Genomic DNA, 23407 nt, shown 5'->3' on the forward strand with positions numbered 1-23407 from the left:
CTGGTCAGAGTCAGCAGAATCTGCGCCTGTTTGTCGCGATCCTCCTGGGTCAATAATGGTGAAGGATCCGGAAATCTGCGGCCATAGGCGATAGCGACAGAAGTCAATACATTGCCGTAGTCGTCGACGGCGAGCGTGACGCCATGCGTGACCCGCGGGTCGGCGCGCATGCCGCCGCCGGTCTTGCCCGCAACCTTGTATAGCTTGCGGTCATAGTTGAAATTCAACGATTCACGCGCATGGGTAAAGAACACGGCATGACGATTGTCGCGCTTCTTCTGCAGCAGGCGGATGGTGTAATTGTTCTCGCTGGCGGTATAGGGGCGGCATGCGGCGGCGCCGTCGTCAAGCGCGTAGACTTCCTGCCGCAGCATGGCGCCTTTCAATGAACGGCAGGCTTCGCGCGCGTCCTCTGCCGTCAGGTGCGGCGGCAGCATGGTATCGGGAAGTTGCAATGCCGCGGCTTGTTGAACGCTTAATTCCGCTTCCCCGCGGAGCCCGGATCCTTCGCGGTAGTACTCATGCGTCAATTGCCGCGAGATGTGTTGTCCGTGAAGGAAAGCACCGGTATGAAACCAGGTTTTTGTCAATATCGGCGGCACACTGGAGGCGGCGTCAAGATTGGCTCCGGCCGGGAAGGCATCGCTGCCGGTCAGCGTTGAAAATTCTTCGGTATCACGCTGGTCAACGCGTGCGAAGCCACGAAACTCTCTCTCGACGCCATCATAGAAGCCGTGATGGTAAGAGTAGCGCGAGACGAACCGATTGCGACTGACATAGTCGTAGGTTTCCACCCGCTTTACCACGTGTACCGGAAACGGCAACCTGGTTATCCAGGGTGTGCCGGCGGCCTTGTCGGCCAGGTAGAATTCGGTCGACGATGCATATTCCAGCCGCGTTTCAGCACCGAGATTGTTGTTGACGTGGATTAGCAGGTGCGGCTTCTGGCCGCACATCAAATCGACATAGCGCAGCTGCCGCCCGGCGTCGTGCGGCAGGGATGACGACCATAGCAAGCAGGCCGTGCCGCGGCCGAGAAAATCGGTGACCACCACGGCAGTCGACTTGTCGACGGCCGGAAAACCATGGAGCTGGCGCGCTTCGCTCCAGCTGTTGCCGGACTCGTTCAGGTAGATTCTGACGCTGTCTCTGGCAAAGTAAAGAATGTCGGCAGTGCCGCCGCCATCCGTATCCGCCAGGCGGATGCGGCTCTGGTCAAACAAGTCTGGCGTGTCAAAGCGTGGTGCGTTATCCATGGTGATCTTGGCGCCGAAGCGGCCGTAACCGAGATTGGGCCAATAACAGATTTCACCGTTGCGGATGCGTACGATATCGGACATGCCGTCGCCGGACATGTCGGCCAGATAAACAGACTGGTCGAGATCGGAAAATATCACGCGCGGCCCCGATTCTTCGTCTTGCGGCGTGCGTACCCTCAGTCCGGCGCCAAACCCAAGCGCCAGTAAGGAAGGGTGCCAGGTCACCGCATCGTCTTCGGTTACCAGCACGTCGGCGATGCCGTCGCCGGTCAAATCGACAAAGCGCAGGTTGGGATCGTCCCAATCGCGGACGGGGAATGCGCGGAACGGCCTGAACCCTTCCCAGCTGTGGTCCTGCGTCCTCGCGTGGAATCCTGCAAGGCCCAGGCCTGGCGGCCCCAGCGCAACCAGATCAAGATTGCCGTCGCCGGTCATGTCCATCAATTGCGTCGCCTTGCCTTCATCGCCGCCGTTGAGGGCGCCTATCGCGGGACGCGCATGCACCAATTGCGTAGCGCCAAAGCGGGCATCGCCCAGGTTCGGTTTATAGAACCAGCCATCTTCCTGCTCGCTCAGTACGCCGGGTATGCCTTCGGCGTCCAGATCCAGCCATCGATAAATGCTGCCGTCGATGCCGCCGGCCAGGTTGGCAAGGTTCTCCGGCGCCACCTCGTGCAACTGGAATTTGTCGAATCCGGTATCCTCCAGCGGACTGGCGGTATAGGTCAGCGTCAACGGCGGCGACTTGCGCGTGAAATAGCGCTGATACGGGGAATCCTGGCCGGCTTGCAGCTTGTGCCCGCATTGCACGATTCTCGTGATAAAAGAGCCGACGGCTTTTTCGTGATAGTCAAATGCCATGGAGCGCACCAGGTACGATGCGGTACCCAGTTCCTGCGGAAAGTGATGGAACATCAACACGCGCCGGCACAGGCGATACTGGCGGATTTCAAAGCCGGAGCGATAGGTGGAGAAGGGGTCTTTCCGGACCAAGGCCTTGTCCCGGGCTGCGATGCCGGCATACGCAAAAATGCGTTCGTCTTCATCGGGCGGATCCTCGCGATAATGGCCTTCGCCATAATCAAAGACCACTTCAAACATCCAATCGGCACAGCTGAGATCCTGCTGGGCTGCAAGCGGTATGCGATTTCCGTAGCGAATCCGCTTGAGGCAGCGGTTGGCGGAGCGCACCCGGTTGCGTTCGTTGGAGGCAGAGGATGCAACGGCATCCTCTTCGCCGGCATAGTCGTAAATGATGGCGTTGCCCTTGTTGTCAAAACTTTGGCTGACCAGCCAGCTGAAAACATGTGCGGGATTCGCCGGATCAGCAATCCGCGAGTCTGGACCGGTGCCATACAACGTTAACGTGTTGTCCTTGGAAATCGAACGCCAATGGCTATCGCCGCCGGCGATGGAGCGCCAGTATTCGATTTGGGCGAACAAACCTTCGATGCGCGGGCGATAACGCTGAATGCGGTAGCCGTCGTGCTGCACTTCTTCAATCCGCCATTTTTCTTCCGCGTCGTATTGCAGGACCGGCACCAGGTCCTCCGCACCCGACAAAATGAAGATGTCCGGCAGTACGGACAAGCCGTCTTCCTCGCGGGCGTCGTCCGAAGGACCGTCCCGGTAGCGCGGGATACCCTTGTCGGTGCGGCGGCTGATCATCGGCAAGGAAGCGCTCCAGCCCATGCCGAAGCAGCCGTTGCCGCTACCGGAATCGTAGCCAAGGGAAAGTTGCGGACCGAATCCCGAGCGCCCGGGACTGAGGGGAAAAGGTATGTTGAACGAACCCGTGCCGGTGACAGGATTGGTGGTGAATTTTTCATCAATGCCGCGAATCGCGCCGCCGCCCTTGGGCACGCTCAACTGCGGTGGCGTTATGCCAGATTGCTGCTGTGCCGGATCGCCATCGTCAGATGAAGCAGTGTTCGCAGCCATCGCTCCCCCGTCCAGTTATGCTTAAGCACTACCGAGATCTGATCATGACGCGACTGTTGTTTCTGCATAGAAATATAGGCAGCGAAATCTACTTTTACAAGGACAAAAAACAATTCTAAATGTTATTGATAACCGGCGACAGCAATCGCCTAACGGTCCTCGCTTGATGAGAATTTTTCCCGATACATTGTTTGAATAATTGACATATCGGCTGGTCAGTCTCGCGCGGCTACTTCCGTCGCGTAGGCGGTGGTAGCGCTATCGGTTTGGGGGAATGGCTTGCGCAAAGGCATAGCCGCTGCGCGTGGATTTCCTGCTGCCGTTACAAGGGGATGACGAACCGTCTATGCGCGCGGGCATGTGGCGTTTTGCGCCACGCGCATCTCAACTATAAAATATCAAGCTTTGCCGGCCGTCACAGCCAGCCGCAGGCCGAACAGGATCATGACGCCGCCGGCGACCCGGTCGATCCGGCTTTTGTAGCGCAGATAGGCGTCACGCGGGGAAGTTGAGGACAGCAACAGCGCGACTATGCTGTACCAACCGGCCTCAATTGCGAAAACCGCCGCCAGCAGGGCGATATCGAGCTCGGCCGGGACGTCGCGCGGCAGTAGCGAGGCAGTAGCGAGGCAAAAATACTGCCGTAGAAAATCGAAGTTTTCGGATTGCTCAGCTGGGTCGCCAGGCCCAGCATGTACGACCGCTTCAGAGTGAGTTTTCTTTCCTGGCTGATGTTGTCGGCAAACTTCAAAGGCGAATCGGCGCCTTTCCAGATGCGATAGCCAAGATAGGCAAGATAGCAGCCGCCGCCGATCTTCAGAGCAAGATACAGCCAGGGCACAGCAGCGAACAGCGCTTGCAACCCCAACAGAGCCGCAGCGGCGAATAGCAGGCCGCCGCTTCCCATGCCAAGCGCAGCAGCCAGGCCGTGCGAACGGTTGGAAGTCACAGCCGTCCTGGCGACCATCAAGAAGCTGGGGCCGGGACTCATCGCGCCGATGGCGATGGCGCTACCGATACTCAATACCGTCATTGTTGTGCTCATGCTGGCTTCCTATGTCAATCTGCGGCGCAGGGAAATGCGAATTGGGGAATGATAGTCCATAAGGCAGCAACGCATGTCGTGGACAGATGCCACCGACAAATCTAACGCACCATGCAATTGCCGGCAAATAACAACCCGCTTCTAGTGGAAATGCTGGTGCGCATGGGCGTCGCCGGAGGCGTGGGTATGCTCATGCGTATGCGCCAGGGATGGCAGCCGCTGTTCGATTTTATTGAACTTCCATAATGCGGCCGAGCCCGCCCAGACCAGCAGGAATATGCCGACGATCAGATAACCGAGCAGGCCGAAATCCAATTCTCCGACATAGTCGTAGAGCGGACCTTTGAGCTGCAGAAGGTGAATCAGCACCTTAGATAGCTCGATACCGCCAATCACCAACGCTACCGTAATCGACAAGCTGGTGGTGGTGAGATTATAGAAAATCTTGCGCAAAGGGTTAACGAAGGCCCAGTTGTAGGCTTTCACCATCAATACGCCATCGGTGGTATCCATTAGCGACATGCCGGCGGCGAACAGGATCGGCAGGGACAACACGGCGCCCAGCGGCAGGTTGCCGCTGGCGGCGCCGGCAGTCATCGCCAGCAAGCCGATCTCTGAAGCGGTATCGAAATCCAGCCCGAACAGCAAGCCTAGGGGATACATCTGCCAGCTATGGCGCACGATTTTTTGCAGGCGACCGCCAAACATCCGGTTAAGCAAGCCGCGCCGGGCCAGCAGCTCATCCAGATGGGCATGGCTGTGCTGGCCCTTTTTCGCCAGACGCCAGATCTTCAGCATGTCCAGCAACAACAGCAGGTTGAGGATACCGATCAGCCACAGGAAAATACCGGATATGCCGGCGCCGATGCTGCTGCCGTAATGCTGCAATTCTGGAAGACTGTGTTTTACCGAGGCGGCGGCGATCGCTATCGCCAGCGCCAGTACCAGCACCACGGTTGAATGGCCAAGGGAGAAGAAAAAGCCTACACCCAATGGTTTTTGTCCTTGTTGCAACAGGAAGCGGACCGTATCGTCGACCGCGGCGATATGATCGGCGTCAAAGGCATGTCGCAAGCCGAACATATAGGCGGCAAAACCAAGCCCGATCAAGGCCGGATAGCGCGTCGAGTAATAGAAAAACAAGCCGCCGCCTAGCAGATGCATACACAGGATCGCCGCATAAAAGCCGCCGAGCCGGCGCCATTCTGCAGCGTTGAAAGACAGGCGGTTGCCGGCAGGAGCGGATTGCATGGCGCCTTTGCCGTTCTGTCTTTTGGCAGTGCCGGATCGACCCAGCAGGCGGCCGCCCTCGGCGGCAACGACGGTGCTGGGCGTGAATTTCATGGCAAGGGGTTCATCTCTTCTGCGGCGGCGCCTGCTTCCAGCCGGTTACGCAGCCAAGGCCGGACAAACCAGGTTGCCGACGTTCTCGATCAGCAGCAGCGAATGCGGCACAGGCTTGAGCAGGTTCAGCGCCCGTTCCAGCATGTCAGCTTCCAGATGGCAGCCGGTCCCGGTGTTGACTTGCACCGCATGGGCGCCGGTGGCGCGGATGCGTTCGGCGTCGTTGGCGGTTTCCTGGTCGCCTTCAATCACCGTAATGGCAGTAGTGGCCAGCATATCCTTGATCGTCTGTTCCAGCAGCGTGGTCTTGCCGGCGCCGGGGCTGCTCATCAGGTTCAGCGCGAGTATGCCGCGCTCGGCCAGCCAGTTGCGGTTGCGTGTGGCGATCATCTGGTTCTTGCCCAGGATGCTGGCTTCCAGCTGCAGCGTCTGGGTATCGCCGGCGGCCACTCGCAAAGTACTGTCGCGGCCATGCTGATGCGTATGATCGTGACGATGCGCGCCGACCGCACGATAATTCAACTGGCCGCCAGTCTGGAACGGGCGGCAGATCCGGCACACGTGTATGCCCGGGAAATATCCGATAGCAGGCGCCTGGTGCCTGCGGTTTGAAGAATGTAAAGCGGAGCTGATAAAAACACCAAGGGAGAACCATCGTGATACATAAAGCACTGAAACCGGCGTTGATGCTGCTGTTGTCGATCATGGCAAGCACAGCCTCGGCCCACATCGGGCAAGGCGATATGGCCGGCGGCTTTACAACCGGTTTCCTGCATTCGATTTCAGGCGCAGACCACGTGATTGCCATGGTCGCGGTCGGTCTGTGGGGCGCACAGCTCGGCCGTCCGGCAATCTGGGTGCTGCCGGTGACATTTCCGCTGGTGATGACGATCGGCGGCGTGATGGACGTACTCGGCCTGCCATTGCACGGCATCGAGATCGGGATTGCAATGTCGGCCCTGGTGCTGCGTAGCATGATCTCCTTTGCGGTGCGGCCGCCACTCTGGATTGCGGGCGTGATTGTGGCAGTGTTTGCGATTTGCCACGGCTATGCCCATGGTGCGGAATTACCGTCGTCCGCCAATCCCTTGACCTTTGCCATCGGCTTCGTCCTGGCGACCGGCCTGTTGCATGCCTGCGGCATCGTGCTGGGGTTGCTCTACAAATGGCGTTCAGGTCAATATGCATTGCGGTTCGGCGGGCTGGCGATTGCCTGCGGCGGGGTTTACTTCCTGAATCTGGCGATTCTGAATCTGACAATGACGGGCATCAACCATGCGTAGCCGACTTCAGCGCGTCAGTGCATGGTTGGGCGCAATCGCCGTTGGAATTTTGCCGTCACTGGCGCAGGCGGCATTTGCCGGCGCCGGCGACTTTTACGCCGGCGCATTGCATCCGTTGACCTCGCCGTGGCGCTGGCCGGTTTCAACCTTGGGGTAAAGGCCGGGCAGCTGGGCATCGTCGTCTTGCTGCTGCCGGTGCTTTATCTTTACCGCCAGCAACGCTGGTTCAAGCACGCGGCGCTTTATGGTGGCTCGGCAGCGATCTCGGTATTTGCTGTCATGTGGATCATGCAGCGCGGCGCCACGTTTATCGGGTAGGGTTTTGCCTGTCTCCAGCACAAGGCCTGCGTGATTGACGTGCGCTGGTATACGCTAGTCTGATGCCAGCTGCGGGGCTTCAAAACGACGGTTTTCAAGAACCGGCAAGACACTCCTTGCATAGGCAATGCGCGCCGGGTCGATATCGGCAAAAATCAAGGCTGGCCCTTCTGCGGCGCGCGCCACGGCGACTCCCAAAGGATCCACTACCATGCTATTGCCGATATTACGCGGCCCGCATTCGCCGGCAGCAGCAACATAGCAGGTATTTTCCAGCGCCCGCGCGGTCACCAGGACTTCCCAATGCGCCTCCTTCAACGGCCCTCTGAGCCAGGCGGAAGGCAGCACCAGCAACTGGGCGCCATCCAGCGCCAGACGGCGCGCCAGCTCGGGGAAACGGACGTCGTAGCAGGTCATCAATCCCACCTTGAGCCCGGCAATCTCAAGCAAGGGGGGGATTTCATTGCCAGGATTGACGTTAGTCGACTCTTTCACGGAAAAAGCGTCATACAGGTGCAGTTTGCGGTATTGCGCGATAATTTCGCCATTGCGCAGCGCGATCAACAGATTGAAGACTCGTTGATTCGCCGACGGCACGTGTATGCACAGCACGACGGTAAGATCGGAGCCGCGGCTGGCAGCCAGAAGCTGCGTCACGAACGGGCCATCCAGTGGTTGCGCCGCCTTGAGCACAATATCCGGATCAGTAATGTCGCGCGCCAGCACACCTTCCGGCAACACCAGGAGATCGGCCGCGCCTAGCTTTGCCTGCGCCATCAAATCAATGCACGTCTTTACATTTTCAGGCCATTCCCGGCTGACGGAAAACTGTCCAAGTGCTACTTTCATGATGCCTTTCCTTGTTGTCCTTGAATTGAAGTCTACACCCACTTGGCGCGGCGTTTAGCCATTTTCCGAAGCGGGCAGGCGGTGTTTGACGCGAGACAAGGAATCGCCCAGGTGCGAGAAAAATTTATCGTATATTTCCCGATCCATCTCGGGATAGCAAACCTGACTGTCATTCTTGATAGCTCTTTTTGGTAAAGTGCGGCCGCAATCAGTGTCAAAATAATATTGATTATCGCGAATATCCAAGAACATGCCTCTGTCTCCGAGGCATGTAGCACAATCGGGCATTTCCAAATGCCGGCTGAAAGAATTTCTGCCATTTCAAGATGGTAATTTCAAAGAAATAAACTATTGAGTCTGACTAAACTGACTCTTGTTCATGCCTGAATTTGACCTGATTTTAAAAAAAGCTATAGCTGGTAAATTATACAGGTCTGTATGTTTATTAACGCTAAAGCTCCTGTTTATGGGTATGATCCATGATCAGATATATCTGCTGCCATACAGCAGCGGAGGGTTGCACTCTGCGCAATCAAACATATTTCAGTAATAAGTTTCCGTTCATTAGCGCTTGAATCAGGAGAAAAAGATGAAATTAACGCCATACGGATTATGCGTAAGAAAGATTCGATTGGAGCTCGGCTTGGCCCTGAAAGACATGGCTGCATCCTTATCCGTAAGCTCTGCCTACCTAAGTTCCATTGAACTCGGAGAAAAAGCGCTGAGTTACAAAGTCGGAGACCAGGCGCTCGCATTTCTGGCGCCTAAAATCAGCGCGGAGCAATACGATGAATTGCAGACCGCTTTCGCCCAATCGATGAAAACCGTCCCCGTTTCGGAACTGCAAGCCGACGAACGCAATCTGGTAGCCGCCTTTGCACGCAAGATGAGCGATGGCAAAAGGGTGCCGGAGGAAGTATTGAAATGGCTGAAATCGGGCGATGTCGAGGATAACGCTCAGCCATAGCGCCCCGTTGATCCAAGGCCACCGAGCCGCCTGCGTCCAACGGCAACAACGGCAACGGGTGAATATGCAGTCATTGCGCATATACTGCAGTGATCATCCCGCAAACGGAGGAAGCATGCAGCAGCGATACGATGCCATTGTCATCGGTACCGGCCAGTCCGGCCCATCCCTGGCGGTAAGGCTGGCGAACGCCGGCCGCAACACCGCGATCATCGAACGCAAGCTGTTTGGCGGCACCTGCGTCAATACTGGCTGCATACCGACCAAGACCCTGATCGCCAGCGCCCGCGTGGCGTACCTGGCGCGCCGCGCCGCCGAATTCGGCGTCATGCTCGATAGCCCGGTCCGGGTCGACATGGCGCGTATCAAGGCGCGCAAGGATCTGATCGTCAAACAGTCCAATGAGGGCGTCGCCGATTGGCTGAGGAGCACACCAAATCTCACGGTGATTGAAGGGCATGCCTGCTTTGAGGGGCCGCATACGATACGCGTCAACGATGTGCGGCTGGAAGCCGATGAAATTTTCATCAATGTCGGCGGACGCGCCGCAGTGCCGGATCTGCCTGGGCTCAAAGATATCGATTACCTGACCAATTCAAGCATGATGGAAGTGGATTTCCTGCCACGGCAGCTGCTGATTGTCGGCGGCAGTTACATCGGTCTGGAGTTCGCCCAGATGTATCGCCGCTTCGGCAGCGAAGTCACCGTGATAGAAGGCGGCCCGCGCCTGATCGGCCGGGAAGACGAACAGGTATCGGCGCGCATCCGCGAGATACTGGAAGGTGAAGGGATACGCATCGAGTTGGGCGCCAAAATCCAGCGGGTTGAAAAACGCGGCGACGCTGTCCTGCTGACTGTAAGCGGCAACGATGGATTACATGAAGTCTCCGGCTCGCATTTGCTGCTGGCGACAGGGCGTGTCCCGAATACCGATGACCTTGGCCTGGATAAAGCCGGCATCCGGACCGATGAGCGCGGTTATATCGTGGTAGACGACCAGCTGTGCACCAGCGTAGCCGGAATCTGGGCATTGGGCGACGTCAATGGCCGCGGCGCTTTTACCCATACCTCTTACAACGATTATGAAATTGTAGCGTCCAATCTGCTCGATCAGGCATCACGCAGTGTCGCCGACCGTATTCAGGCCTATGCGCTTTTCATTGATCCACCGCTTGCCAGGATCGGCATGACCGAACGTGAAGTGCGCGCCGGCGGCCGCCCGGCGTTGGTGGGTACAATGCAAATGGCAACGGTAGGGCGCGCGCGCGAACGCAGCGAAACCCACGGCTACATGAGCGTGCTGGTGGATGCGGAAACCAAGAAAATTCTTGGCGCCATGCTGCTTGGGATTGAAGGCGATGAAGTGATTCATTCACTTCTTGATGTCATGTACGCCGGCGCGCCATACACGACTATCCAGCACGCCATGCACATTCATCCGACCGTTTCCGAGCTGGTGCCGACGCTGCTGGGAGATCTGAAGCCTTTATCATGAATGTCTTGCTGGTTTCGACCTTTATCATCCTCGCCATCGCACTGGCGGTCTGGATACCGAAGTTTCGCCTGAAATGCGCAATTGAAGCCCGTTTTCCTGAGCGGTTTGTAGCGATTCTTGAAAAAAATGTGCCGATTTATCCCCGGATTCCGGTTGAGCTGCAACAGCAGTTGCAACTGCTGATAAAGCAGTTTCTTCATCAAAAGAAATTTTATGGTTGCGGCGGGCTGGAGATTACCGACGAAATCAGGGTGACAATCGCCGGCGAGGCCTGTTTGCTGCTGTTGAATCGCCGCCCGCGTGTCTATCCCGGGTTACAGTCGGTTCTGGTTTATCCAGCCGCGTTTGTCGCACCTAGAACAGAGGTGGCCGCGGGTGGGGTGGTGACGCACAGCCGGCAGGGCTTGTTGGGAGAGTCGTGGGGCGATGGCCGCGTGATACTGGCCTGGGATCATGTGCAGCAGGGCGCCAGGAATTTTGCCGATGGTCATAATGTGGTCCTGCACGAGTTTGCGCATCAACTGGATAGTGAATCCGGCAGCACCAATGGTGCACCGCTGCTGAGAAATCTGTCGAGTTATCGAAGCTGGGCTGCGGTGTTCAGCCGAGAGTTTGCAACGTTGCAAGCGGATGCGCTGGAACACAATACAAGCTTGCTTGATCAATACGGCGCCACAAATCCGGCAGAATTTTTTGCCGTCGCCACGGAGACGTTTTTCGAAATGCCCGCGCAAATGGCCGAACAACATCCTGAGTTGTTTGAGGAATTGAAGAAATATTACCGCATCGATCCGCAAGAATGGTTGTAAGCGTTCCAAAGCCAAAGCGTTGGCTGATTTGCATCAGTCCAGATGTCAGCTGCCCTAAGATTCAAACGCTGTAAGAGTTTGTAAAGACGCAGGGCAGGCTGGATGTCCCGCGTTATATTGAATGCGTCTTCTCCAACTTCTCCCTAAGATTTGGATTCAGCCCGCAGCCGCAAGGCGTGCGGGCTTTTTTTCGGCCATTTCCGTTTAGATTACCGTTCGACTTCTTTCAGGAAAACCTTGCGGGCAGCAACGGCGGCGGGCGTGAAATCGGTAAATACGCCGTCCACGCCGGCACGGTAAAAGGCCAGGTATTCCGCAGCAGGATCGCCTTTATAAGCGCCCGCCAGGTATTTGGCTTCGTTGCGGAAGGTGAAGATATGGACGAACAGACCGGCTTTATGGGCGTTGCTAATCAAGCTGGTTGGCGCGATCGTGTTGACGTCGGCTAAAGTACCTTTGGACGACGCATCTTGAAGTGAGGCGATGGTGAGCGACATTGCCTGCGGCTTCCACGGACCGATGCCATCGGCATAGGTTTTCACCTCGGCCAATCCTGCCGGCGTCAGTACGGCGCCGAAGGGCCGCGGGTCACCCGCTACAGTCCAGCTATAGGGCCGGCCGCTGACGAAGGTGTTAGGTTTGTCGGTGATGAAAATGGTTTCGCCGGTTTTGAAATCCATACCATTACCATCTACCAATTGCACCACTTTGGATTTCAGCCCGATAGAACGCAGATATTTCAAGCTGGCCGGGTCAAAGCTTTGGACAAAGACCGGGGCGTCTTTGCGGTTAAGGTCATTGTCTTTCAGCGCTTTGAGAAAAGCCTCTTCAAACGGATGCCCGCCCGGCGCTCCGCAGCCATTGGCAATCGCCTGGGCATTGTTCCAGATGGGATTTTTGCTTTCCGGATAGGTCGTGATGATGCGGCCCGTGGCGGCGCTTTTGGCTTTGGCGATGTCGATCACTTCCTGGAAGCTCAAAATCGGCAGCTTGCCGTTAAGCTCGGTAGGGCGCTGGTCGCGCGCATCGTAGGTGGTGCCGCCGATCCATTGCCTGAGTTCCGCCATCGTGAAATCGCTGATCGACCAGTCGCCGGTATGGTCTTCACCATCCACAATCAAGGATTTCAATACCGATTTCTGATCGTTGGGGTTGGTCAGGTCGCTCAGATACCGGACGGGACCATTTGCCGCTATGGCGGGATATTTCACATCGACCAATACGCCGGGGACAGTACGCTTGCGGTTGGCGACGGCGGCATTCGTCTTCGCCACTTCCGCGATGTTCGTGTTGTCGCTCAACCAAGGATTGTGCCGCGCCACCAGCACGCAGTCCTTGGTCATGTGCAGGTCCATTTCGAGCGAATCGGCGCCGGCATCTGCCGCGTTCTCGTAAGAAGCACGGGTCTCTTCAGGGTACAAGCCTGGCAAGCCACGATGTCCGATAACCAAGGGGGCCGCGCCGTCCAGGGTGTTGAACGGGCCCGATGCTGTCCGGGAAAAACTGTCACTGGCAGTGCTGCAAGCGCTCAAAAATTGACCACATCCAATAACGACGGCGGCAGTCAAGAGTCTGGAACGGAAAGGGAGGGCCGGGCGGATTTGCATGAGTGACCTTTTGTGGCATGAGGGACAGGATGTCGGGGAATGATAGCCTGAAAACATGACAAAGTTGTGACGCCGCAAGATAGCCTGGATTCCAACCGGTACGCTCCGTCTGACATTCGCTAAGCGTCTTTTGTGGTTTTTGCGCCTTGTGCATTTGCGTATCTGTCCTGGACTTCAAAGATCGCCATTCCGGCCAGCATTGCCACGACAAACAACAGCGGTTTGCTGCCGCCGTAAGCCAGGGATACCAATGCCGGTCCCGGGCAATAACCGGCCAGGCCCCATCCTGCGCCAAAAATCAGCGCCCCCATAACCAGCCGCAGATCAATCTGGCGCGCTGTCGGAATCTGCATCGCATCGCCTGACAGGGCATTCTGGCGGCGGGCGGCCAGGCCGAAGGCAAAGAATCCGACAACAATTGCGCCGCCCATGACGAAAGCAAGCGACGGATTCCAGGAACCGGCAAGGTCCAGGAAGCCAATGACTTTCGACGGCTCAGTCATGCCAGACAAAATCAAGCCAAGACCGAAGAGCAGACCTGCCGTCAAAGCGACGAATATTTTCATCGATATCTCCTTAACGAATCAAGTGCCGCACTACGAAGACGGTAATGAAACCGGCTAGCATGAACGCCACCGTTGCCGCCAGCGAGCGAGGCGACAGGCGCGACAGCCCGCATACACCATGGCCGCTGGTGCAGCCTGAACCATAGCGGGTTCCTATGCCTACCAGCAGGCCAGCCACAATCAGCGTGCCTGTGCCTGCATCAATTCGCGCTACCGGCAACGGCGCAAACAAACCAAATACGAATGGCGAGACCACCTGTCCGGCGACAAACGCGGTGCGCCATCCGATATCGCCGGGCACCGGGCGCAGGAGGCCGCCCACAATGCCGCTGATGCCGGCGATGCGTCCATTGAATAAAAGCAGTATTGTAGTCGCCAGGCCGATCAGCAATCCGCCAGTCATCGAGATCCATGGTGTGAAATTGGTCCAGTCAATCGTCATTTTTGTTCCATGTAAAGTTGTCGGTTGATGCTGAATCCGGGCGATCCGGTATTTCCTGCCGCATACAATGTCGAGTAATTTATATAAGAAGAGTGGGGGAGGAGTTGGCTCGCCCGCTATCCCAATTTCGTTCTCGACACTAAAGAGCCGCCGCACCCTGTGGCGCAGCTGCAACGCCGATGCTGCGCTGGAGGCGCCAAAGCAGCAACAGGGCCGCCAGCGAGGTGCCTACCAGCACATAGCCGAGCATGTCGAAGTGCTGCAATTTGCCGTCAGCCCCGACTGTGACGATGTGTCCGGCGACGACGGATGCGACACCGCCGGACAGTTGCTGGATGGAGGCGCTGATAGCGCTGAACGAGCCGCGCTGGGTCGCCGCCGGCACCGACGACACCAGCGCCTGGTAAGGAATCATGCGCGAGAAGATGCCGACGAACAAAAAGGCATTGACGACGATCAGGGCCGTCAAGGAGGTCTGCCCTAGATGGGTATAGATCAGCACCATGAGGATCGATAGCGCCGTGCCAAGCATGAACACGCGGAATTTTCCGAAGGCGTCCGCAGCCTTGCCAATCAACGGGCCGATAAAGATGGTGCAGATCCCGGTCACCAAATACACCGTAGGCAGGTCGTGTAGCCCGATGCCGAGGTTGTTGACCGCATAAGCGCTACTGAATGGCATCAGCATGAAGCCGCCGGTGGTTAGCAGCGAGGTGGTGGCGAAGGCGATCAGGTAGCGCCGCTCGGTCAGCGTGTGGAACAGGTGCATCCATGGGCTATGCTCCTGCGGCTGCCCAAGATGGGCTGCGACCGGTTCCATGCGCCAGGCCACGAACAGGCCGCCGAACAAGCCAAGGACGGCCATCGCCAGGAACGGCAAATGCCAGTTCCAGCGGTTGGACAGATACAGGCCGACGGGAATGCCCAGCACCTGGCTGGCGGCGAAGGCGGTCTGGATCAGCCCCATCACGCGCCCGCGCATTTGCGGCGCAAACAGGTCTGTCGCTATGGCCAGCACGATGGAGCCGATTACGCCGCCGAACAGGCCGGTGACGATGCGCGCCAGCAGCAGCATCTCGAAGCTTTGCGCCAGGCCGCACCACAAGGTACCTAGAATGAAGCCGGCATAAAAGAACAGCAGGATCTTCTTGCGGTCGAAGCGGTCGGCGAAACCCGCCGTCAGCAGCCCCGAGACGCCGGCGCTAAAGGCGTACGCGGAAACCACCAGCCCGAACTGCTTGGGACTGATAGCCAGCGCCGGCATGATCACCGCGCCTAGCGGCGACATGAGCATGAAATCGAGGATGACGGCGAACTGCAGGAAGGCAAGCATGCCGACCACAAATTTCTGGTAACGGGAAAACTGCGCGGGAGGGGGCGGGGATATTGGGTTCATGCCACTGGAGACGTTTCACAACAAAGGATATTGTGGCGGCACGAAAATATTCTGGCAAAATTAGTCGAGATGCTAGAACAGGTCCCGGGGGTGCCAGCCATCAGAGGACGGTTGTTTTTACAAAACCGGCGGCGCCAGAAGAAGCGGGCCGCCGGCAAGCAAGCAAGCAAGCAAGCATTAAAGATTACAGGTGATCACTCAGGAAAGTCAGTGAATTGCCGTGCGCTTCCGCCGCTGCACGCTGATTATAGCTGGAACGGTGCGAGCAGTTGAAGCCATGTTCTGCGCCCGGATAGACGTGGACTTCGACATCGTCATTGTCTTCGAAGCGCTCGGCGATTTTTTGCACGGCGTCCAGCGGAATGTGGCTGTCCGCTGCACCGAAATGCATCAGCAGCGGCACGTTGATCTCGTCGGCGCGCTGCAACTGGTTCTGGATGCCGCCGCCGTAATAGGCGATCGCCGCATCCACCAGGCCGTTGGCCGCGGTGTTATACGCCAGCATGCCGCCGAAACAATAACCGATGACGGCCAGCTTGCCATCCAGGCTAGGCTGCGCCTTCAGTGCCGCAACGGTCAGCGCAATATCAGTTTGCGCCTTGGTGACGTCGGTAGCTTTCATCAGTTCGACCGCGCGTGCCCAGCCGGCGTCGTCATAGATCAATTCAATGCGCTTGTCGACGCGCCAGAACAGGTCTGGCACCAGCACTACGTAGCCGTCGGCAGCATATTGTTCGGCCAGCGAGCGGATGTGTTCGTTGACGCCGAAAATTTCCTGCAGCAGCACGATGCCCGGGCCTTTGCCGGTGTGTGGAATTGCCAGGTAGGCGCCGAACGTGCCATCCGCGGCTTCGATGTCTATCCATTTGGTGGTAACGCTCATGGGTATTGCTCTCCGTATGAGAAATAAATGTCCGGGTGTAGGGAATAGGGTGGGGCTGGTTTCATCTGAAATTATTGGGTCCGAGGCGAAGCTTTCATCAAAGCCAGGCCGTGCCCAGCCGACATGCTACCAGATGCCGGTTGTGGACGTGGCGGGACGGAATTTTCGCAATGGACGAACGAGAGCCAGGCGGAAAACACTGTGGCCGCCATTTTTTGCAGCAATCTCCCGCATGATTTTAATTTCAATATTTCGTTTATAGTGTGATAATGTTTTTATGTGGAAACATTTGTTGCGCCTGTCTTGATATGGCAACTCAACCCTGAATCGGAGAAAACAATCGATGTTGAAAAATATGCTGTCCGGCCTGTTCGCATGCGCCGCCATCTTTCCCGCGGTCGCCTATACGGCCAATCCCGCCGCGAGCGCCGGCATGGTGGTCGAAAGCTTCAGCGGCCCGGTCACCGTCAAGGAAATCGCTTCCTTCAAGTCGTATATCCAGCCGCTGGTGCCGGCGACGGACAATATCGGTAACCAGTGGGCCCAGGGCGCCAGTGGTGAACAGACCAAGGCCATGGGGCTGGTCTACGAAATCAACGGCGACCACACAATCCTCGACAAGATGCTGGTGTTTTGCGATAGCGTCCTGTCAGAGCGCAACGACCTGGCGCCGGCGCCGGTAGGCCAGCACAAGATCTGGACCGGCAGGATAGATCCGGTCTGGCCCAACGATCTCTCCACAACGCCGATCGGCACCGGCGGCGAGCAGGGCGACCCGGTCGGCCACCTCGGTTATTGCGCCAGGCTGATCCTGGCCACGCCGTCGATCTGGCACCTGAAGGTCGGCAGCGGCGATCCGAAAAACTACGGTGCGGACTACTACAGCCGGGCAAAAAAATATGTCACGGAAGCCGATTACAGCCTGGATCAGCACATCTTTAAATCCTTGCTCAACCTGGCGCACGGCAACCTGTATTATTTTTCGGTCGCCTCGCCATATAAGTCGGGCCTGCCGGTGCCATGGAACCAGCAGATGATGTTCAACTACGCCTTGCAAAACCTGGCAGCCTGCCACGACATCCTCGGAGACGACCCGGCCCGCGCCACAAAATACAATGCGATTGTCAACGCCAGCATTGCTTCGTTTTTTGCCACCGGCATCACCTCCTACAAGAGCAAGAAGGGCAGTGATGTCTATGACTGGGGCTATACCTTGCCCGACAAAAGCGGCGAAGACAACAACCACGGCAGTCTCGACATCGCCGGTTTTTACCGGGCCTATGCCACCGGCCGCTATGGCGTCACGAGCGTGGAGATGACCCGCTTCGCCAATACCTTTGTGGATGTGGTGACGCGTGGGCCGCAAGATTATGCCGGACGGATCAATGGCACCGACGGCGCCGGCAACAGCGCCCCGACCACTACGGTTAGAAGCGGTTATCTGTACCTGGCAGAGTTTTTGCCGCAACAGTACGGCAACATGATGGGAGCGGATTTCACCGTCGGCAAGGCGACTGGCAGGATCGACCAGTTTTCGCGCTTCCTGTGGATCAAGAACCGGCGCAATAGCAAAGCTCGGCAAACCGATAGCAACTGACGCCGCAGCATTTGCTTGGCGAATTCATCGCTTGGCGCCGGATCGCCGGCGCCAAGCGATGTTCTAAACCCTATCCAAGATCATTGCTGACGGCTGATCTTGACTTCCGAGACGCCGAGCAGACCGGCGAGAGGCACATTGGCGACGGTCTGCCGCGGGCTGACGGCAAGGCCGTCGTTGCGCAGGATATTGAGCAGCATCTCCGCCAAAGGAATCACCATGTTCTGGCCCCAGCATCGTTCGGATACGTGGCCGAAGGGCAGAAAGCCGGGATGGTCGTCGGGGTTGAGGCTGTTCCAGCGCTCGGGACGAAATTCGTCGGCGTCGTCCCAGAGAGCAGGATCGCGGTGACTGACCAAGGGCAGGATCAAGACATCGTCCTCCGGACGGATTCGGGCATCGAGAGCGCAATACTCGGGCGAGGCGTTGCGCAGAATGTTCCAGGATGGCGGCAGCAGCCGCAGGGCCTCATACAGGATGTTCCGGTTTGACAGACCGTCGTCGAAGGGGGCGCCCAGCCAGAGTGCGTTGGCGACCAGCGTCGAGATGGTGAAACAGACCGGAGCAGCGGTGCGCCGGTAGAGGCCCATGGCATAACGTCGATCCGCATAGGTCGATGCACCGGCGGTCAAGGTCGCGAGGGCAGATGCTCCCGGCTGCAGTTTGAGGGAAGTCAGCGCGCCGGTGGCGATGACCGCCCAGGTCAGTTTGGGCGTCAATTCCAGTATGCGGTCCATCAGGAAGCGCAACCGGTAAGGGTCACCGGCGAGAATCAGATCGCGCAGGTAAACGTGGCCGACATGCGGCCATTCGCCGGAGAGATCGACCTTTTCGGATGGCGGCTTCTTCATTGCAGCGCGCACATCGCGGCCGATAGCTTGCATCGACTTCAAGGCGTAGTCGCGCGGAATGGAGCGTCCGTGGAGAGGTTTGAAGGTCGGACGCTCGACTTCGGTAGCAGCCCTGGCGCTAAGGATCTGATCGATTAACGCTGGAGCGGCGACGCCAACTGTATTGGCATCCAGACGGAGAAGGTCGATACCGCGATGATCGTTCAACAGCGCTTGGAGTCTTGGTGCAAAGACGGTGGTGCGGGTGCGGCTGCCTGTGATGAGCATATCTGTCGATAATCTCTAAAATAAGGAGTCCCGCGACCGCCGAGCCGATGCTGGCTGCAGCGGACGCGGGGTAAGTCATCGCCATACCCTTTTATCCAGGGTATGGCTCAGCGGCTCAATACCAGATATACCAAGCGTAGTCCTTCAGGCTTTTTTCCCGCGCAAACTTGTTCTTGATGCTCATAAGAATCTTCATTGCTACTACCTTTCAATGTGAGTAGTGCCAGGACCTATTAAGGATGAAGAATGCGAACCGACGTCGGCACGTATTCTTTAGTTAATGTATCACACAAGAAACATTACTCGCAAGAAATAATATTAAGTTTGCTTGGTCCAGCTATTCCCGCAATATGAAAGCATTCCCGACTGGATATTCAATGAGGTTGGCTAGCGGCTCCGCGAGCTAGCCAAGCGAAGAATCCCACAATATGTTTCCTCCAGGTTTCGGATTATCGCGGCCTTGAGCTATGACATGTTTTCCAATCAACCTCAAATCCGCCTATAATATCTATTCATAAATCAATTCATTTATCAATTCATCTATATGGTCTCATACTCTGACGCTATCCGCACACGTCTATCCGGTGGGCCGCTGTCTGCGCGCCAGCTAGGGGAGGGTCTTGGCGTCAGTCAGCCGACGATCTCGCGCGCGCTGATCGAACTTGGCGACGAAGTCGTACGGATTGGTACTGCGCGATCTATTCAATACACCTTACGTGATACTTTGCGCGGATTGCCGGACATCCCGGTCTATCGGGTCGATACAGAAGGCCGAATCCGGCAATTAGGCATGCTGATTCCAGTATGTCCGGAAGGGTTCGTGATGCGCCAGGAGGATGGCGTGACCGTGCACAGCGAGGGTCTGCCGTGGTGGTTGTTCGACATGCGGCCACAGGGATATCTCGGCCGGGCGTACGCTACGCGTCATGGCGCTGAACTCCGGCTTCCGGAGCGCCTCGTCGATTGGACCGACAGCCACGTCTTGCGGGCGCTGCTGGCGCATGGTCATGACTTGGTGGGAAATCTACTGCTAGGCGAAGTTGCGAGGGATTGCTTCCTCTCCACTCCCACCCCCAATCCAATCACGGCAGAACAAGAAGCCGAGGAATACGCCCGATTGGCGCTGGAAGCCGCCCTCGGCGAGAGGCCTGGATCGTCAGCCGGCGGTGAGCAACCAAAGTTCACTGCTTGCGCCGCGACGCCAAACGGATCTCGGCACGTCATCGTGAAATTTAGCGAATTGGAGGAGGGGCCCGTAAGCGAACGCTGGCGCGATCTGTTACTGGCCGAGCACTTCGCGCTGGACACGCTGCGCGAAGCGGGCATTCCGGCAGCCAAGACAGAGATAGTCGACCACGGTGGCCAGCGCTTCCTCAAGGTCGAGCGTTTTGATCGCATCGGCAACCTGGGCCGAGGCGGGCTGTTTTCCCTGGCCGCACTGGACGCCGAATTCGTCGGGGCTGGAACAGGGGGCTGGCCAATCATCGCTCGCCGCCTTGCCGCAGACCGTCAAATCCGCCCGGAAGCAGCGGCAGGCGCAGCGCTGTTGTGGGCCTTTGGCACCCTGATCGGCAACTCCGACATGCACAGCGGCAACCTGTCATTCATCTCCGCGCATGGCCGTCCTTATGATATTGCGCCGGCCTATGACATGACGCCGATGGCCTTCGCCCCGCGCACCGGCGGCGGGCTTCCTGACGCGCCCTCCGAGGCGACCATTCATGCTAGCGTGAACAACGAAACCTGGCGGCACGCGGAAGAATTGGCGCGCACATTCCTTGCCCGGATCAGGGCGGCAACCGGATTCAGCCGCCGATTCGGACCGTGCATCGCAGCCCTTGAGCAGCACATCGAAACGGCGGGCGCCAAGATCAGGCGGCTGGGCCCAGGAAATGAAAAAGCCCGTTTCTAAATAGACCCCCACTGGATGGCGGATCGGTGTGGCTTGACCGGCCGCCGCAGATGCTTGCACGCTACTTTTTTTGATCGAGAAAGCCGCTAATTGCTGCAATCGTCGCAGCCGGCTGTTCCTCCATGAGCCAGTGGCCTGAATCCGGGACGACAAGTTCCGTCACGTTCAGAGCAGCGTTGCGCATGACGACGGCTTCGTTCGCCCCAAACGATTTCGCACCGCCGATTGCAAGCACCGGCATAGTCAGCTTGGTTGTCATCGATACCTTGTTGTCTTCGGCATCCCTGGGAATTGACAGGAATTGCGCAAATGCAGAATGCATGGCGCCGGGCCGGGCATAGAACGCCGTGTAATGGACCCGCGTTGCCTCGTCAATTTTGGATGGATCGCCCGCGAACTCGTTCCAGAAACGGTCCAGGTAGATGCGTTCACGGCCAGCCACCAGCCTTTCCGCATCAGGGCCGCCGAACGAAAAATGCCAGAGTGCAGGGCTGCGCACAATCTGGTCCCAGGGCGGAATGCCCGGGACCGGCGCATCCATGACGACCAGCCGGTCTGTCTTGTCAGAGTAGCGGGCGGCATAGGCATAGGCAACCATCGTGCCGATATCATGTCCGACGATCGCGGAGTGATCAACGCCGAGCTTGGCGAGGACAGAGCGGATGTCTGCGGCCTGCGTCTTTTTGTCGTACCCATCGGCAGGATGCGATGACAGCCCCATGCCGCGCAGGTCCGGCACGATAACCGTGTGGTCGCGCGCGAGCTCAGTGGCCAGCGGAGCCCACATGTCGCCTGTATCCCCGAAGCCATGGATCAATACAACTGCCGGGCCGCGCCCTCCGACGCGAACATGAAGTATTGCGCCGTCGGTTTGGATTTCCTGCGTACGAAAGGCTGGCGGGAACGGTTGGACCTGCGCCGCAGCCGGCAGTGCCAGCCCGATTACACCAATGACGCCAGCAAGGAATTTAAGCATGTGATCTCCTTAGATGAAAGGGGACGGACGCCCCTGATTGTCGCTTCACAGGTTTCGTGCGGGACCAGTATATGGCTTTTGACCAGCTAACGCGACGGACTATGCATCGCACCCGGAAAAGCTGGATTTGAGCAGAAAAGAGCTTGAATGCATTAAAGCGCGACGAGCTTACGATGTCACTGACCGACAACCTCGCGACCGTTGATCAGTGTCGCCCATGTGCTACTGGGTGAGATCGGTACGATCAGTAAACGTATCGAGTTCAAGTATCTCAAAAAATTGAGTCTCGAACTGAGTGTCATGAAGACAGAGGGAGCAATACCCGAATCATCGTTTCCGTGGGCAGAAGGATTTGGTCACGGTATTTGGCTCGCTTGGAGCAAATATTGGATGCCTTCCAAGCGAAATAATAAAACAACTCGCTGCTTTTTATAGCTCGTTCAACGCACTCTTATCTTGCCTGTTTGAGGACGCCCTGGCTGTGCAACAGGCTGCCAATTAAAGACCAACCAAGTCAGAGTTTATTTAGACCTACTTAGGAGTTGTAAGCCGGAACCGCCGAAAATTCCGTCGCGCAGGATTGACGTAGAAAAAGCAGCCGTGTCACCAGCCGCCATATGGAAACGGCTGCGCGTGCAATGGAACAACCAACCAGCTTAAGGTCACTTCCAGCCTGCGGGCATCAGTGTGCCGCCCATGTCCAAGGGTTGATGACAGCCAAGCCAGCAGCGTCAAAAGGCGACGTGTCGCGCGTGGCTACCGCGAAACCATGCGTCGCAGCGATGGCTGCCATGTAGCCATCTGCGGGCGCAATGGCCTGTCCAGCGGCGCGAGCACGGGCGCGCAGCGTTGCATATGCTCGCGACGCAGGGTCATCAAATGACAGGATGCGACCCGCGAACAACGGCAAGACGCGCTGCTCAAGACTAGAATGAAGCGTATCCCGGCGCTTGCCCTCGGGCAGCACAGCGATACCGAAACGCAGTTCCGCAAGGCTGATTGTCGAAAGGTACAGCGTTTCGATGATCTGCGCGTCGATCCAGGCAAGCACGCTCACATCTCCAGACGCTTTTAACGGCTCAGAAACGACGTTGGTATCAAGCAGGATCATTCAAAACCCACCGGCTCGGCTGGCATCCTATCGCGTTCGATCTCAAGATCAACGCCGCCCACTTCGCGGCCAATTTCGGCCAGTAGGGAACCGAGTTTGATCCGGCCCTCGGGCCGAACAGCATTTTCGAGGATCGCCCGGATTTCAGCCTCAGTGCTGATGCCATGCATTGCAGCACGCACGCGCAAGGCGCGGTGCGTCTCATCGGGTAAATTGCGGACTGTGACGGATGCCATTGCTTTCACCAATAAAATTAAATATCAATGATTGCATCGTAGCATAGGTGATAGCATTTTATGCGGTATCGGAAAACAGTTGCTTTACGATACTGGCGGCGAGGGAGCGTGAATAACACTGCTGACCGGCAAGAATTTGTGCGGGAAACCATATCGCACAGTTGCTATGGCCAGAAACCTTTCAACCGACGTTTTTCGATGGAATTTTCGGAGGTTACCGTCCCTTAAATTTGGATACTTCATGTTGTTGTTA

At 57.4% G+C, this 23407-nt stretch carries 24 protein-coding genes; 8 read left to right on the plus strand and 16 right to left on the minus strand.

All coding sequences use genetic code 11. The annotated features are described in order from the left end of the window. From ABI171_RS07120 to hypB, 5 genes are all read right to left on the minus strand, one after another. On the minus strand, positions 1-3200 hold a 3200-nt coding region (locus tag ABI171_RS07120; protein WP_348091891.1), incomplete at its 3' end, for a SpvB/TcaC N-terminal domain-containing protein. A 398-nt stretch (positions 3201-3598) separates the two neighbouring features. After that, on the minus strand, positions 3599-3721 hold the full coding sequence (locus ABI171_RS07125) for a hypothetical protein (protein WP_348091892.1): 123 nt from the start codon (positions 3719-3721) through the stop codon (positions 3599-3601). Between the two features lie 8 nt (positions 3722-3729). After that, a complete protein-coding gene (locus ABI171_RS07130) occupies positions 3730-4245 on the minus strand; it encodes a LysE family translocator (protein ID WP_348091893.1) in 516 nt (171 codons plus the stop codon). A 141-nt stretch (positions 4246-4386) separates the two neighbouring features. Beyond that, on the minus strand, positions 4387-5589 hold the full coding sequence (locus ABI171_RS07135) for a HoxN/HupN/NixA family nickel/cobalt transporter (protein WP_348091894.1): 1203 nt from the start codon (positions 5587-5589) through the stop codon (positions 4387-4389). A gap of 45 nt (positions 5590-5634) precedes the next feature. Next, positions 5635-6150, minus strand: a complete 516-nt coding sequence (gene hypB / locus ABI171_RS07140) for a hydrogenase nickel incorporation protein HypB (protein WP_348091895.1) — start codon at positions 6148-6150, stop codon at positions 5635-5637. 95 nt (positions 6151-6245) lie between these two features. On the opposite strand from hypB, the gene ABI171_RS07145 reads away from it, so the two are divergent. Genes ABI171_RS07145 through ABI171_RS07155 form a run of 3 tightly spaced genes read left to right on the plus strand, consistent with a single transcriptional unit; the run spans position 6246 to position 7190 of the window. After that, positions 6246-6872: a HupE/UreJ family protein gene (locus tag ABI171_RS07145; RefSeq protein ID WP_348091896.1), complete on the plus strand. Its 627-nt coding sequence runs from the start codon at positions 6246-6248 to the stop codon at positions 6870-6872. Beyond that, entirely contained in the window at positions 6865-7029 is a 165-nt protein-coding gene (locus tag ABI171_RS07150) for a hypothetical protein (RefSeq protein WP_348091897.1), read from the plus strand. The genes ABI171_RS07145 and ABI171_RS07150 overlap by 8 nt, the downstream gene beginning before the upstream one ends. After that, on the plus strand, positions 6999-7190 hold the full coding sequence (locus tag ABI171_RS07155; protein WP_348091898.1) for a hypothetical protein: 192 nt from the start codon (positions 6999-7001) through the stop codon (positions 7188-7190). Before ABI171_RS07150 ends, ABI171_RS07155 begins: the two co-directional genes overlap by 31 nt. A gap of 54 nt (positions 7191-7244) precedes the next feature. Here the strand turns inward: ABI171_RS07155 and ABI171_RS07160 are convergent, their stop codons facing one another. Further along, a complete protein-coding gene (locus ABI171_RS07160; protein WP_348091899.1) occupies positions 7245-8039 on the minus strand; it encodes a deaminated glutathione amidase in 795 nt (264 codons plus the stop codon). Positions 8040-8093: 54 nt separating this feature from the next. Further along, positions 8094-8291: a hypothetical protein gene (locus ABI171_RS07165; RefSeq protein WP_348091900.1), complete on the minus strand. Its 198-nt coding sequence runs from the start codon at positions 8289-8291 to the stop codon at positions 8094-8096. A 337-nt stretch (positions 8292-8628) separates the two neighbouring features. Here ABI171_RS07165 and ABI171_RS07170 point away from each other — a divergent pair, with 337 nt between their 5' ends. From ABI171_RS07170 to ABI171_RS07180, 3 genes are all read left to right on the plus strand, one after another. Then, positions 8629-9006: a helix-turn-helix transcriptional regulator gene (locus ABI171_RS07170; RefSeq protein WP_348091901.1), complete on the plus strand. Its 378-nt coding sequence runs from the start codon at positions 8629-8631 to the stop codon at positions 9004-9006. Positions 9007-9121: 115 nt separating this feature from the next. Continuing rightward, positions 9122-10501: an FAD-containing oxidoreductase gene (locus ABI171_RS07175; RefSeq protein ID WP_348091902.1), complete on the plus strand. Its 1380-nt coding sequence runs from the start codon at positions 9122-9124 to the stop codon at positions 10499-10501. Next, a complete protein-coding gene (locus ABI171_RS07180) occupies positions 10498-11310 on the plus strand; it encodes a M90 family metallopeptidase (protein WP_348091903.1) in 813 nt (270 codons plus the stop codon). Before ABI171_RS07175 ends, ABI171_RS07180 begins: the two co-directional genes overlap by 4 nt. 209 nt (positions 11311-11519) lie before the next feature. On the opposite strand, the gene ABI171_RS07185 is transcribed toward ABI171_RS07180, so the two are convergent. From ABI171_RS07185 to ABI171_RS07205, 5 genes are all read right to left on the minus strand, one after another. Continuing rightward, a complete protein-coding gene (locus ABI171_RS07185; protein WP_348091904.1) occupies positions 11520-12974 on the minus strand; it encodes a glycerophosphodiester phosphodiesterase family protein in 1455 nt (484 codons plus the stop codon). A 62-nt stretch (positions 12975-13036) separates the two neighbouring features. After that, on the minus strand, positions 13037-13483 hold the full coding sequence (locus tag ABI171_RS07190; protein WP_348091905.1) for a DUF6691 family protein: 447 nt from the start codon (positions 13481-13483) through the stop codon (positions 13037-13039). A gap of 10 nt (positions 13484-13493) precedes the next feature. Continuing rightward, the gene (locus tag ABI171_RS07195; RefSeq protein ID WP_348091914.1) at positions 13494-13970 is read right to left on the minus strand and encodes a YeeE/YedE family protein; all 477 of its coding nucleotides are present in this window, start codon (positions 13968-13970) and stop codon (positions 13494-13496) included. Positions 13971-14064: 94 nt separating this feature from the next. Beyond that, on the minus strand, positions 14065-15321 hold the full coding sequence (locus ABI171_RS07200; protein WP_348091906.1) for an MFS transporter: 1257 nt from the start codon (positions 15319-15321) through the stop codon (positions 14065-14067). Positions 15322-15505: 184 nt separating this feature from the next. Beyond that, a complete protein-coding gene (locus ABI171_RS07205; RefSeq protein ID WP_348091907.1) occupies positions 15506-16204 on the minus strand; it encodes a dienelactone hydrolase family protein in 699 nt (232 codons plus the stop codon). Positions 16205-16547: 343 nt separating this feature from the next. Here ABI171_RS07205 and ABI171_RS07210 point away from each other — a divergent pair, with 343 nt between their 5' ends. After that, positions 16548-17801 carry a hypothetical protein gene (locus ABI171_RS07210; protein ID WP_348091908.1) on the plus strand — a complete coding sequence of 418 codons (1254 nt, stop codon included), beginning with the start codon at positions 16548-16550 and terminating at the stop codon, positions 17799-17801. An 80-nt stretch (positions 17802-17881) separates the two neighbouring features. Here the strand turns inward: ABI171_RS07210 and ABI171_RS07215 are convergent, their stop codons facing one another. Continuing rightward, on the minus strand, positions 17882-18919 hold the full coding sequence (locus tag ABI171_RS07215) for a cytochrome P450 (RefSeq protein WP_348091909.1): 1038 nt from the start codon (positions 18917-18919) through the stop codon (positions 17882-17884). A gap of 544 nt (positions 18920-19463) precedes the next feature. On the opposite strand from ABI171_RS07215, the gene yjjJ reads away from it, so the two are divergent. Next, positions 19464-20831 carry a type II toxin-antitoxin system HipA family toxin YjjJ gene (gene yjjJ, locus ABI171_RS07220; protein WP_348091910.1) on the plus strand — a complete coding sequence of 456 codons (1368 nt, stop codon included), beginning with the start codon at positions 19464-19466 and terminating at the stop codon, positions 20829-20831. A gap of 61 nt (positions 20832-20892) precedes the next feature. On the opposite strand, the gene ABI171_RS07225 is transcribed toward yjjJ, so the two are convergent. The 3 genes from ABI171_RS07225 to ABI171_RS07235 form a co-directional block, all read right to left on the minus strand. After that, positions 20893-21807 (minus strand): alpha/beta hydrolase, encoded by a 915-nt coding sequence (locus ABI171_RS07225; protein ID WP_348091911.1) that lies wholly within the window; start codon positions 21805-21807, stop codon positions 20893-20895. 682 nt (positions 21808-22489) lie between these two features. Next, on the minus strand, positions 22490-22918 hold the full coding sequence (locus tag ABI171_RS07230; protein WP_348091912.1) for a type II toxin-antitoxin system VapC family toxin: 429 nt from the start codon (positions 22916-22918) through the stop codon (positions 22490-22492). Continuing rightward, complete coding sequence (locus ABI171_RS07235; RefSeq protein ID WP_348091913.1) at positions 22915-23154, minus strand: plasmid stability protein; 240 nt, start codon at positions 23152-23154, stop codon at positions 22915-22917. The genes ABI171_RS07230 and ABI171_RS07235 overlap by 4 nt, the downstream gene beginning before the upstream one ends. Between the last annotated feature and the right edge of the window lie 253 nt (positions 23155-23407).

This window comes from Collimonas sp. (assembly GCF_039923675.1).
In the GTDB taxonomy this organism is placed as follows: Bacteria; Pseudomonadota; Gammaproteobacteria; order Burkholderiales; family Burkholderiaceae_D; genus Collimonas.

Excerpts from the sequence above, each read along its gene's own strand:
- ABI171_RS07130 (WP_348091893.1), bottom strand. The coding sequence starts at position 4,245 with ATGAGCACAACAATGACGGTATTGAGTATCGGTAGCGCCATCGCCATC.
- ABI171_RS07135 (WP_348091894.1), bottom strand. The coding sequence starts at position 5,589 with ATGAAATTCACGCCCAGCACCGTCGTTGCCGCCGAGGGCGGCCGCCTG.
- ABI171_RS07150 (WP_348091897.1), top strand. The coding sequence starts at position 6,865 with ATGCGTAGCCGACTTCAGCGCGTCAGTGCATGGTTGGGCGCAATCGCC.
- ABI171_RS07160 (WP_348091899.1), bottom strand. The coding sequence starts at position 8,039 with ATGAAAGTAGCACTTGGACAGTTTTCCGTCAGCCGGGAATGGCCTGAA.
- ABI171_RS07165 (WP_348091900.1), bottom strand. The coding sequence starts at position 8,291 with ATGTTCTTGGATATTCGCGATAATCAATATTATTTTGACACTGATTGC.
- ABI171_RS07170 (WP_348091901.1), top strand. The coding sequence starts at position 8,629 with ATGAAATTAACGCCATACGGATTATGCGTAAGAAAGATTCGATTGGAG.
- ABI171_RS07175 (WP_348091902.1), top strand. The coding sequence starts at position 9,122 with ATGCAGCAGCGATACGATGCCATTGTCATCGGTACCGGCCAGTCCGGC.
- ABI171_RS07180 (WP_348091903.1), top strand. The coding sequence starts at position 10,498 with ATGAATGTCTTGCTGGTTTCGACCTTTATCATCCTCGCCATCGCACTG.
- ABI171_RS07185 (WP_348091904.1), bottom strand. The coding sequence starts at position 12,974 with ATGTTTTCAGGCTATCATTCCCCGACATCCTGTCCCTCATGCCACAAA.
- ABI171_RS07190 (WP_348091905.1), bottom strand. The coding sequence starts at position 13,483 with ATGAAAATATTCGTCGCTTTGACGGCAGGTCTGCTCTTCGGTCTTGGC.
- ABI171_RS07200 (WP_348091906.1), bottom strand. The coding sequence starts at position 15,321 with ATGAACCCAATATCCCCGCCCCCTCCCGCGCAGTTTTCCCGTTACCAG.
- ABI171_RS07205 (WP_348091907.1), bottom strand. The coding sequence starts at position 16,204 with ATGAGCGTTACCACCAAATGGATAGACATCGAAGCCGCGGATGGCACG.
- ABI171_RS07210 (WP_348091908.1), top strand. The coding sequence starts at position 16,548 with ATGTTGAAAAATATGCTGTCCGGCCTGTTCGCATGCGCCGCCATCTTT.
- ABI171_RS07215 (WP_348091909.1), bottom strand. The coding sequence starts at position 18,919 with ATGCTCATCACAGGCAGCCGCACCCGCACCACCGTCTTTGCACCAAGA.
- yjjJ (WP_348091910.1), top strand. The coding sequence starts at position 19,464 with ATGGTCTCATACTCTGACGCTATCCGCACACGTCTATCCGGTGGGCCG.
- ABI171_RS07225 (WP_348091911.1), bottom strand. The coding sequence starts at position 21,807 with ATGCTTAAATTCCTTGCTGGCGTCATTGGTGTAATCGGGCTGGCACTG.
- ABI171_RS07230 (WP_348091912.1), bottom strand. The coding sequence starts at position 22,918 with ATGATCCTGCTTGATACCAACGTCGTTTCTGAGCCGTTAAAAGCGTCT.
- ABI171_RS07235 (WP_348091913.1), bottom strand. The coding sequence starts at position 23,154 with ATGGCATCCGTCACAGTCCGCAATTTACCCGATGAGACGCACCGCGCC.